Here is a 10,903-nt window from a genome sequence, read left to right on the forward strand (position 1 = left end):
CCGCGTGGCGATCGGCTTCTCGTGCAGCCGCTCGTATTCGCGCAGGGCCAGGCGCAGGTCGTCGATCAGCTCGGCGCCGCGCTGGTAGCGGTCCTGCGGTGCGGGAGCGAGCAGGGTCTGCACGATGTCGAGCAGGATCGAGGGCGTGAACGGGTCGCGCGGCTGCAGCGTGGGCTGCGGCAGGCGCTGGCGCTCGGCCAGCAGTCGCCGGACGTCCCCGGTCTCTTCCCACGGCAGCTTGCCGCAGAGCAGCCAGAACAGCACCACGCCGAGCGAGAACAGGTCGCTTCGCGCGTCGGTGCGCTCGCCGCGCAGGTGCTCCGGCGCCATGTAGGCCGGCGTGCCGCCGATCTCGCGGCGCGGTGCGCCGGCGTTGCGCAGGTCGCGCCGCTCGGCGATGCCGAAATCGCTCACCTTGGCGTGCTGCCAGCCGTCGGAGAGCATGATGTTTTCCGGCTTGATGTCCTGGTGGATCACGCCTTGCGCATGCGCGTAATCAAGTGCGCCGGCGATCTGCTCGACCAGGCCGAGGATCACCGGCAACGCAGGGAAGCCCTCGCGCGCCACACGGCTGGCAAGGGTGTCGCCGGAAAGCCGCTCCATTGCGATGTACGGGCGGCCGTCCTCCATCTCGCCCACGTCGAACAGGGTGACGATGTGCGGATGGGTCAGGTGGCCGACCGCGCGTGCTTCGGTGAGAAAGCGCGCGCGGTAGGCCGGATCGGCCGCCACCGCGCTGCGCAGGCACTTGATCGCCACCCGGCGCTCGATCTCCGGGTCGAAGCCGGCGTAGACCTCTGCCATGGCGCCGGCGCCAAGCACGCCCTCGATGCGATAGCGTCCCACCGCCGGTGGGACCGCCCGCTCCTCGGCGACTGGGGTCAGACCAGCCACCACGCCGCCACTCCCATCGCCACCAGTGCCGCGGCACCGAGCGCCAGCCAGCCCTGCCGCGAACCGGCCGTGCCGTCGCGTTCGCGGGTCAGGAAGGTGAATTCCACCTGCCCGAAACGGACGCGATCACCATGGCGAAGGGCAGCTTCGTGGATGCGCTTGCCGTTTACGAAGGTGCCGTTGGTCGACAGCGTGTTCATCACGACATAGTGGTTCTGCTGGTTCATGATCCAGGCATGCGAGGCCGACACGCTGAGGTCGTCCAGCACGATGTCGTTGTTGCCACGCCGGCCGATCGTCTGCCGCCCGGCGCGCAGGGAGATGCGCTGGCCCTGGAACGCCCCGGTGGCGCCCTCCAGCACGGGCGCGGCGGCGCTGGCCCGACCGAGCAGGACGGGGGCCGCTTCGCGCGCGACCTGGCGCAATTCCTCGGCGGAGAACAGCCGGGTTCCCTGCGGTCCGGACGATCGCTTGGAGCGGGAAAGAACGGGAGTCGGGCCAGGGCTGTCCATCGATATGCCTCGGTGGGATATCCACGCACTATAACCAAGCGTCTGTCATCAAGGCATGGGGACGCCCGCCATGCCACGCCACACCCCCGGAGCGCGACCGTGTTCACATGGTCGGCGCGAACCGATGCACTCTTCAGGACACTTGCCCTGTCGCGGCGATCCTCCGGCTCCCGGGATCGACCGCGAGGCGCGCCGCGGAGGACGCCAGCACACCCGTCAACGGCGCGTGAAATCAGTGAGGGCGGATTTGAGGCACTATAGGCGTCTTCAGAGCGTCGTCGTGCCCGCTCGCGACCGTGACGGCGGATCATTTGACGTGGGCGGCTGCCAGCAATGCTTTCATACCGATCCATGCGTTTTCCGCCTGCCGGACCACGGGCTTCCGGCATGACGGCGGCCGCGTGCCGCACGCACCCGGAGGCGGTTGCGGAGTGAGCTCTGCCGACGACGACCAGGCATCGGTGATCGACGAACTGCGCAAGGCGATCGCCGTGCGCGACGATTTCATCGCCATTGCGGCCCATGAGCTGCGCAATCCCATGACGCCGATCGCCGGCCAGGTGGAACTGCTGGTCTCGCGCGCCCGGCGCGAACAGGCATCGCCGGCGCTGGTCGCAGGCCTGGAGCGCTTGGAGCAGGCGATCGACCACTACCTGCGGCGCGCAAGCGTACTGCTCGAGGTCTCCCGGTTGAACGCGGGGCAGGTACGCCTGGAGCCCTCGACGTTCGACATGGCCGAGCTGGTTGCGCTCACCACACGCAACTACCTGGTGCTGGCCGATCGCGCGGGATCCGCGCTGCAATGCCATGTCGAGCCGTCGGTGGTAGGCACGTGGGACCGGCTGTCCAGCGAACAGGTACTGGACAACCTGCTGTCCAACGCGATCCGCTATGGCGCCGGCAAGCCGATCCAGGTCGAACTCTCGCAGGTTCCCGACGGCATCGTGCTGAAGGTGCGCGACGAAGGCATCGGCATTCCCGTGGCCGCCCAGGCGCGCATCTTCGACCGGTTCGAGCGCGCCGGCCGGGAACGCACCAGCGGTGGCTTCGGCGTGGGCCTCTGGCTGGTGCGCCAGCTGGTCGAGGCGCAGGGCGGGAAGATCCAGGTCAGGAGCAGGCCCTCCGAGGGCGCCACGTTCATCGTGCGACTGCCCCGGGACATCACCAGACAACCATCGGCGGAACACCCGTAGTGAGCACAGCAGATCCGACCTTGCAGCGCATTTCCACCGGCGTCCCCGGGCTGGACCAGATCCTTGACGGAGGCCTGTTCGGGGGCGCCGTCTACATCGTGCGAGGCTCTCCCGGCGCAGGCAAGACGATTCTGGCCAACCAGGTCTGTTTCCACCACGTCGGCCATGGTGGTCGCGCCCTGTTCGTCACGCTGCTGGCCGAAAGCCACGCGCGGATGCTGCAGCACATGGCCGGCATGAGCTTCTACAACGCCGAGGCCATTCCCGGTTCGCTGTACTACGTCAGCGCGTTCCGCACGCTGGAGGACGAAGGCCTCAAGGGCCTCATGGATCTGCTGCGGCGGGAGATCCGCTCCCATCGCGCCAGCCTGCTGGTCCTGGATGGCCTGCTGGCCGTGGAGGAGACGAGCGCGTCCGACCGCGAATTCCGCAAGTTCATCCACGAGTTGCAGGCGCACGCCGCCCTGGCCGACTGCACCGTCCTGCTGCTGACCAACGGCAGCCGGTCCGAATACCACCCGGAGCACACGATGGTCGACGGGCTGATCACGCTCGACGACGTGGCTTACGGAAAGCGGCGCCAGCGCGAGCTCGAAATCAAGAAGTTCCGCGGCTCGGCATCGTTGCGGGGTCGCCACCCGTTCCGCATCGGCACCGCGGGCATCGTGTTGTTCCCGCGGGTCGAGGCCTTCCTTCCCAGTGCCACGGCTCGGGCACCGGCTGCGCGGGTTTCCACCGGCGTACCCGACCTGGACGCCATGATGGCCGGCGGCCCGTTGCGCGCCACCTCCACCCTGCTGCTGGGCGCGAGCGGCGCGGGCAAGACCACGCTGGGCACCTCGTTCCTGAGCTGCTGCAGCGCCGAAGAGCCGGGCCTGCATTTCGGCTTCTTCGAGACGCCCGAGCGGCTGGTGGCGAATGCGGCGGCCATCGGCGTGGAACTCCAGCAATCGATCGATGCGGGGCACCTGCATATCGTGTGGCGGCCGCCGACCGAACAGATCCTCGACGACCTTGGCAACGCCTTGCTGGACGCCGTCAGGCGGCACGGGGTCAAGCGGCTGTTCATCGACAGCCTCGGCGGTTTCATATCGGCCGCGGACGCCCGCGACCGGCTTCCGGCGTTCTTCGCGGCCCTGACGGACGAACTGCGCGTCCTGGGCGTGACCACCCTGCTCGCGGTCGAAACACCGAATCTGGTCAGTCCGGAGGTCCACATGCCTATCGCCGGCGTTTCCGCGCTGGCCGAAAACATGGTCCTCCTGCGTTTCGCCGAATACGGTGCACGCCTGTATCGACTGATTTCGGTCCTCAAGGTGCGTGGGGGCGGCTTCGACCCCCGGCTGCGCGAGTTCGAGATCAGCGCTGCGGGAGTGAAGCTGCAGGCCGGGTTCAAGGGTGCCGAGGACATGCTTTTCGGATACGGAAGGCCTGCTCCGGAGGCGCCACAAGACGATCGGTCGGCCACCGCCCGACATGACGTCTTGCCGCCGGAGCGGGGCTGAGCTCCATGCATACCGTGCTCGTGGTCGACGACGAATTCGGCGTTGCGGAGGTGCTGGAGGCCATCCTCCAGGACGAGGGCTACCGGGTGGTCACGGCCATCAATGGCCGCCAGGGGCTGGACCGCGCGCGAGAGACGCCGCCGGACCTCATCCTGCTCGACCTGATGATGCCGATCATGGGCGGCGCCGCGATGCTGGAGGCTTTGCGAGCCGACGCCGCACTGGCCCACGTACCGGTCGTCGTGATGAGCTCACTCGACGAAGCGGCAGTCCGCGATAGCTGCAGCGGATACCGTGCATTCCTGCGCAAGCCCTTCCGCATGGCCGAGGTACTCCGGCTACTGCCACTGCTGATGCCGCCGGATACGCTGGCGGTCGGCCACGAGCCTCCGCCTGGCTAGTCCGTCGCGTTGATCACCGCCAGGAAGTCCTGTCCGTAGCGCTTGAGCTTGGCCTCGCCCACGCCGCTGACTTCCGCCAGTTCGTCCTCGTTGGCCGGCATGGCCCGCAGCATCGCCAGCAGCGTGGCGTCATGGAAGACCACGTAGGGTGGCACGCCCTGCTGCTTGGCCAGCCGCGTGCGCAGGGCGCGCAGGGCATCCCACATGGGTTGCTCGTAAGCCTCGATGCCAAGGCTGGTCCCCGTCACCAGCTGGCTGTCGCGGCGACGGCGGGCACTGCGCACCGGGCGTGCATCCTCGCGCAGGGATACGGGCTGGCCACCCGTCAGCACCGCACGGCTGGCAGGCGTCAGGCGCAGTGTTCCGTAGCCTTCGGCGTCGGCCTCCAGCAGGCCGGCGGCGAGCAACTGGCGAAACACCGAACGCCAGCCCTTCTCGTCCATGTCGGCGCCGATGCCGAACGTGGTGAGGCGATCATGGCCCAGCTGGCGCATCCGTTCGCCCTCGATGCCGCGCAGGATGTCGATCACGTGTCCGGCGCCGAAACGCTGGCCGCTGCGGTAGACCGCCGACAATGCCTTCTGCGCGGGGATCGTCGCGTCCCAGGTCCTTGGTGGTTCCAGGCAGTTGTCGCAGTTGCCGCAGGGGCCCTGGTAGTCCTCGCCGAAGGCGCCCAGCAGCAGCGCGCGCCGGCAGCGGGTCGCCTCGGCGAAGGCGAGCAGGCCTTCGAGCTTCTGCCGCTCGATGCGCTTGCGCTCGTCGGCCGAGTCGGACTGGGCGATCATCTGGCTCATCGTCACCACGTCGGACAGGCCGTAGATCATCCATGCCTCGGCCGGCAGGCCGTCGCGGCCGGCGCGGCCGGTCTCCTGGTAATAGCCCTCCATCGAACGCGGCAGGTCCAGGTGCGCGACGAAGCGCACGTCGGGTTTGTCGATGCCCATGCCGAACGCGACCGTGGCGACCATCACCACGCCGTCCTCGCGCAGGAAGCGCTGCTGGTTCGCCGCCCGCGTGCGGGCATCCAGCCCGGCGTGGTACGGCAGCGCCTCGATGCCCGCCTCGGCGAGCCAGGCGGCGGTGTCGTCGACCTTCCGGCGACTCATCGTGTAGACGATGCCGGCCTCGCCGCGGTGGCCGTCGAGGAATTGCATCAGCTGCGTGCGCGGATTGTGCTTGAGCGCTACGCGATAACGGATGTTCGGGCGGTCGAAACTCGAGACGAACTGGTGAGCCCGGCCGAGCCCGAGCCGCTCGACGATCTCCTCGCGCGTGCGCGGGTCCGCGGTGGCGGTGAGCGCGATCCGGGGGATCTGCGGGAAGCGCTCGGCCAGTACCGCCAGCTCGCGGTACTCGGGCCGGAAATCATGGCCCCACTGCGAGACGCAGTGGGCCTCGTCGATCGCGAAGAGCGCCACGTCGACCTGCTCCAGCAGGCCGAGGAAGCGCGGCGTGAGCAAGCGCTCAGGAGCCACGTAGAGCAGCTTCAGGCCGCCGGCGAGCAGGCGGCGCTCGACCTCGCGCTGGTCCCCGGCCTCCAGGCTGGAGTTGAGGTAGGCGGCGGCGACGCCCGCCTCGCGCAGGGCGTCGACCTGGTCCTGCATCAACGCGATCAGCGGCGAGACGACGATCGCCGTACCCGGGCGCAGCAATGCGGGAATCTGGTAGCACAGCGATTTGCCGCCGCCGGTGGGCATCAGCACCAGCGCGTCGCCGCCCTCGGCCACCGCGTGCACGATGGCTTGTTGCTGGCCGCGGAAGCTGGCGTAACCGAAGACGCTATGGAGGAGATCGAGGGCGCGGGAGGACATCGCGTGCATGCTACCAAAGCGGCATCGCATGGCCGTCGGCGACGTGCGCCTGAAGCGGTAGGCAAAGCCGGAGCGGGCCGTAGGACGCGTTCGGCGCAGGGTGGCCCGGCCCCGCCGGCGCCAACGATCGGCAAGTTCAGGCCGAGCTACGGCGACAGGCCCCACAGCGCGCGATCGAGATCCGCATCCAGCCCGAAGCGCGAGAGCGGCACGCGGCCATTGACCACCTCGATGCCCTCCGCGCGCAGCAGCCGACACTGTTCGCGAAAGCCGCGACTGCCCGGCGGCAACGCGATGTGGCCGCTCGCCCGCAAGACGCGGAACCAGGGCAACTGCATGCCCTCCGGCGTCTCGCCCAGCAGCTTGCCGACCAGCCGCGCGCGACCCGGCAGGCCGGCGCGCGTGGCAATCGCGCCATAGCTGGCGACACGGCCGCGCGGAATCGCGGCGATGGCGGCATAGACGCGGGCGTGGCTTTCCTGCATGGACCATCACTTGGGCGCAATGGGGCGGCAGGTTACCATCGCGGCCGCCTCAAGGAGTCCGTCAATGCGCCATTTCGAAGCCGTACGTTCCCATGTCGGTAGCCAGTACACGCTACGGCAGAACGACCCGTACCTGATCAGCTTCGATCTGTCCCTGCCGCTCGGCCGCCACCAGGGCATCTACCTGGCGGAACTGGAGGACGAGGGCGGCCGCCGCTACCTGCGCCTTTCCACGCCGATCGGCCCGCTGGCCGGTACCGACCCGCGCCGCTGCCTGCGCTTCAACTGGGAACAGCGCACCGGCTTCCTCGCGGTCGCCGACCTGGACGGCTCGCCGTACCTGCACCTGTGCGAAAACCGCCCGTACGAGTTCCTCGATGGCAGCGAGCTGGAACGGCTGATCGGCGAACTCGGCCTGCTCGGCGACCAGCTCGAGCAGATCATCGCCAGCGGGGGCGACAGTTTCTGATCCTGACGTGCCTGCCGCGATGCTGCGGCGGCAGCACGGGACGTCTCAGAGCACGCGCACGAGCTGTACCAGGAAGTAAGCCAGCAGGGCGGTGATCGGCAGGGTCAGGATCCACGCCCACACCATGCGCTCGACCACCGACCAGCGGATCGAATTGAAGCGCTTGGCCGCGCCCACGCCCATGATCGAGGCCGAGACCACGTGCGTGGTCGAGACCGGGATACCGAATGCCGAGGCAACCAGGATCACCGCCGCCGAACTGCCCTCGGCCGCGAAACCGTTGATCGGGTGCAGCTTGACCATCTTGTGGCCGAGCGTCTTGATGATCCGCCAGCCGCCACCGGCCGTGCCCGCCGCCATGGTCAGGGCGCACAGCACCGTCACCCATACCGGCACCGCGAACGGGTGCGAGGCATCCTGGGTGATGCGCAGGAAACCCAGCCACGCCGGCAGGTGATCGAACTGGTGGGCCGCCGTGGCGCCGGCCAGCGCGAGCGCGATGATGCCCATGCTCTTCTGCGCATCGTTCATGCCGTGCGACACGCCCATCGCCGTTGCGGACAGCACCTGCGCCTTGCCGAACAGCGCGTTGACGAAGGGCGTGCGCCCGAACCGGCGCAGCGCGCCGCTGCGGTTGGCCAGCCATGCGAACAGTGCATACAGCGCACCCATCAGGATGAAGCCCAGCACGAAGCCCATCACCGGCGAGACCAGCATCGGCACCACCACTTTGGGGATCACGCCGCTGCCCGACCACCAGTGCGCACCGCCCTGCGCCCAGATGACCGCGGAGAACTGCCCGCCCGACGCACCGATGGCGGCACCCACCAGCGAGCCGACCAGCGCATGGCTGGAACTGGACGGCAGGCCCAGCCACCAGGTAAGCAGGTTCCACACGATCGCCGCCAGCAGCGCGCAGATCAGCAACTGCGGCCCCACGTCCACCACGCCCACGTCGATCAGGCCCTTGGCGATCGTCACCGCGACCGCCGTGCCCCAAAGCGCGCCGGCAAGGTTGGTCACCGCCGCCAGCAGCACGGCCTGGCCGGGGGTGAGCACCTTGGTCGACACCACGGTGGCGATCGAATTGGCGGTGTCGTGAAAGCCGTTGATGTAGGTGAAGGCGAGTGCGATCAGCACCACCGCGAAGACCAGGCCCAGGCTCATGCGCGCGGCCTCAGGAGTGCTTGAGCACGATCGAGTAGACGATGTTGCCGACGTCGCGGCACTTGTCGATCGCCTTCTCGATCAGCTCGAACAGATCCTTGGCGAGCATCGCCTTCATCGCATCGTGGCCTTCCACGTAAAGCGTGCGGTAGGGTGCCAGCAGCATGCGGTCGCCCTCGGACTCCAGCGCCTGCAGGCGGTCCTGCAGCTTCCTGACCGGATCGATGCGCAGGCCGTGGCGCAGCTCGCCGATCATCTCCACGACCACGCTGACCGATTCCTCCAGCACGCAGGCGCGCTGGGCGAAATCGACGTCCGCCACGCGCTCGGACACCACCGAATAGCGCTCGGCGAACTTCTCGACCGTCTTGGGGATCTTGTAGAGCGCGGAATTGAGCGCCTCGATGTCCTCGCGATCCAGCGCGGTGACGAAGGTGTTGATCAGTTCCTCGCTGATCTGCGCGGCGAGCGCCTTCTCGCGGGCACGGGCGCCGGCGAAATCGGCCATCACCGGCGCGCGCTCCTTGTGCGAGAGCATCTGGTGCAGCGCCTTGGCGCTGCCGTGCGCCGCCTCGGCGCTCTGCTCGAGCAGGCCGTAGAACTTGTCGCCCTTACCGAAAATCGTCTGCAGTGAAAACATGCGCGTGCCTGGAAGCCGGAGTGAGAGGTCAAACGGGCGGAATGTTACAGGAGTCGACCGGCCGCGGGCAGGAAGGCGGGGCTTCACCGGCCATGCACGCGCCGCTGCGGCGCCGCCGGCCATCCCGTACACTGCGCCCCATGCGACCCCGAAGTTTCCCGCCGCGATGCTGACCGATATCGCGCTCGTCATCCTTCTGTCGGTTTTCAACGGCTTCTTCGCGTTGTCGGAAATGGCGCTGGTCGCCTCGCGCAAGAGCCGCCTCAAGCAGATGGCCAAGGGCAGCCGCCGCGCCCGCGTGGCGCTGCGCCACGCCGAGGCGCCGGAGCACTTCCTCTCGACCGTCCAGGTGGGCATCACGCTGGTGATGCTCATCACCGGTGCCCTGGCGGGCGACCGGCTGGGCGACCGCTTCGCCGAACTGCTGCAGGGCGGCCGGATCGGCTGGCTCGCCCCATACGCCCATGGCCTGGGCGTCGTGATCGGCTTCGTCGTGATCTCCTACATCCAGATCGTGATCGGCGAGCTCCTGCCCAAGCGGCTTGCGCTCTCGGCCCCCGAACGGCTGTCCGGCTTCGTTGCCATGCCGATGCTCTTCCTGGCCCGCCTCACCGGCCCGTTCGTGTGGCTGCTGAACCGCTCCAGCGGGCTGTTGCTCAAACTGTTGCGGGCGAACGACCAGGGCAGCGGACGGGTCACCGAAGAGGAAATCCGCCTGCTGGTCGCCGAAAGCGCCGAACAGGGCGTGCTCGACCCGGACGAGCACAACATGGTCAATCGCGTATTGCGCCTGGGCGACCGCACCGTCGACAGCGTGATGACCCCGCGCATGCGCATCGCCTGGCTGGACCAGTCCGCCTCACGCGAGGAAAACATCGCGGTGATGCGCGAGACCCCTTATTCGCGCTACCCGGTGTACCAGGGGGACGAGAGCGACGTGGTCGGCGTACTGGAGGTCAAGAGCCTGATCGGCGGCATCGCCGGCGATGCGCCGGAACTCTTCCGGCAGCTGGCCAAGCCCCTGTACGTGCCGGCCACGGCTCGCGCCATGGACCTGCTCGAGGAGTTCCGCGACGCCGAGACGCCGATGGCGCTGGTGGTCGACGAATACGGCGACATCGAAGGCCTGGTCACGCTCAACGACCTGCTCGCGGCGGTGGTCGGCGCCAGCCAGCTCGGCCACGGCGGCAACGAGGAACACCCGCCGATCGTGCCGCGCGAGGATGGCAGCTGGCTGGTCGACGGCTCGCTTTCCACCGAAGACCTGCGCGAGCTGCTGCACGTCGAGCGGCTGCCGGGCGAGGAGGAACATGAGTTCCGCACCGCCGCCGGCATGGTGATGACGGCGCTGGGCCACATCCCGCAGGTGGGCGAGGTGTTCGCCTGGCGCGGCATCCGCTTCGAGGTGGTCGACCTGGATGGCGCGCGCATCGACAAGCTGCTGGTGACGCCCGCCCCGCGCATCGAGGCCGCCGACGACGAGCAGTAGGGCGGCACCGCCGGGAGCGTCCGCAGCTCGGCTTCACGCCCGTTTTGCTAGTCTTGGGAGCGATGTCTTCACCCAAGCCCGCCAGCGTGAGCGCCCCATTGCCGGGGCCACCGTTGCCCCGGCCGGACCAGCGCTGGGCCCTGTTCCTCGACGTGGATGGCTGCCTGCTGGAGTTCGCGGACGACCCGGCGGCCGTGCGCGTGTCGCCTGCGCTGCATGCCCTGCTGCAGGCCCTCCACGACGAGCTCGACGGTGCCCTCGCGCTGGTCAGCGGTCGCGGCGTGAGCGACCTGGACCGGCTGTTCGGCGCACCGCCCTGGGCCATGGCCGGCCTGCA

General features: G+C 68.7%; 11 protein-coding genes and 1 pseudogene. 6 read left to right on the forward strand and 6 right to left on the reverse strand.

Features of this window, described 5'->3' with window-relative positions:
- A partial coding sequence (locus tag VFH59_RS00555; RefSeq protein ID WP_325162935.1) for a serine/threonine-protein kinase occupies positions 1–897 on the reverse strand: 897 nt, incomplete at its 3' end.
- Positions 882–1,406 (reverse strand): FHA domain-containing protein, encoded by a 525-nt coding sequence (locus tag VFH59_RS00560; protein WP_325162936.1) that lies wholly within the window; start codon positions 1,404–1,406, stop codon positions 882–884. The genes VFH59_RS00555 and VFH59_RS00560, both read right to left, overlap by 16 nt.
- A 431-nt stretch (positions 1,407–1,837) precedes the next feature.
- On the opposite strand from VFH59_RS00560, the gene VFH59_RS00565 reads away from it, so the two are divergent.
- Genes VFH59_RS00565 through VFH59_RS00575 form a run of 3 tightly spaced genes read left to right on the forward strand, consistent with a single transcriptional unit; the run spans position 1,838 to position 4,505 of the window.
- On the forward strand, positions 1,838–2,599 hold the full coding sequence (locus VFH59_RS00565; protein ID WP_325162937.1) for a HAMP domain-containing sensor histidine kinase: 762 nt from the start codon (positions 1,838–1,840) through the stop codon (positions 2,597–2,599).
- A complete protein-coding gene (locus VFH59_RS00570) occupies positions 2,599–4,104 on the forward strand; it encodes an ATPase domain-containing protein (protein ID WP_325162938.1) in 1,506 nt (501 codons plus the stop codon). Before VFH59_RS00565 ends, VFH59_RS00570 begins: the two co-directional genes overlap by 1 nt.
- Before the next feature lie 5 nt (positions 4,105–4,109).
- Complete coding sequence (locus VFH59_RS00575; protein ID WP_325162939.1) at positions 4,110–4,505, forward strand: response regulator; 396 nt, start codon at positions 4,110–4,112, stop codon at positions 4,503–4,505.
- Here the strand turns inward: VFH59_RS00575 and recQ are convergent.
- Together recQ and VFH59_RS00585 are read right to left on the reverse strand one after the other, a co-directional pair.
- A complete protein-coding gene (gene recQ / locus VFH59_RS00580; protein WP_325162940.1) occupies positions 4,502–6,316 on the reverse strand; it encodes a DNA helicase RecQ in 1,815 nt (604 codons plus the stop codon). The genes VFH59_RS00575 and recQ overlap by 4 nt on opposite strands.
- A gap of 146 nt (positions 6,317–6,462) precedes the next feature.
- Entirely contained in the window at positions 6,463–6,801 is a 339-nt protein-coding gene (locus VFH59_RS00585) for an MGMT family protein (RefSeq protein WP_325162941.1), read from the reverse strand.
- A gap of 64 nt (positions 6,802–6,865) precedes the next feature.
- On the opposite strand from VFH59_RS00585, the gene VFH59_RS00590 reads away from it, so the two are divergent.
- On the forward strand, positions 6,866–7,270 hold the full coding sequence (locus VFH59_RS00590) for a hypothetical protein (RefSeq protein WP_325162942.1): 405 nt from the start codon (positions 6,866–6,868) through the stop codon (positions 7,268–7,270).
- Between the two features lie 45 nt (positions 7,271–7,315).
- On the opposite strand, the gene VFH59_RS00595 is transcribed toward VFH59_RS00590, so the two are convergent.
- A complete protein-coding gene (locus tag VFH59_RS00595; RefSeq protein WP_325162943.1) occupies positions 7,316–8,437 on the reverse strand; it encodes an inorganic phosphate transporter in 1,122 nt (373 codons plus the stop codon).
- 10 nt (positions 8,438–8,447) lie between these two features.
- The gene (locus tag VFH59_RS00600) at positions 8,448–9,077 is read right to left on the reverse strand and encodes a pit accessory protein (RefSeq protein WP_325162944.1); all 630 of its coding nucleotides are present in this window, start codon (positions 9,075–9,077) and stop codon (positions 8,448–8,450) included.
- A gap of 166 nt (positions 9,078–9,243) precedes the next feature.
- On the opposite strand from VFH59_RS00600, the gene VFH59_RS00605 reads away from it, so the two are divergent.
- Both VFH59_RS00605 and VFH59_RS00610 read left to right on the forward strand, forming a co-directional pair.
- Positions 9,244–10,566: a hemolysin family protein gene (locus VFH59_RS00605; protein WP_325162945.1), complete on the forward strand. Its 1,323-nt coding sequence runs from the start codon at positions 9,244–9,246 to the stop codon at positions 10,564–10,566.
- A 62-nt stretch (positions 10,567–10,628) separates the two neighbouring features.
- Positions 10,629–10,903 (forward strand): annotated as a pseudogene (locus VFH59_RS00610) (trehalose-phosphatase); the annotation flags it as partial.

The organism is Frateuria sp., from assembly GCF_035695185.1.
GTDB lineage: Bacteria > Pseudomonadota > Gammaproteobacteria > Xanthomonadales > Rhodanobacteraceae > Frateuria_A.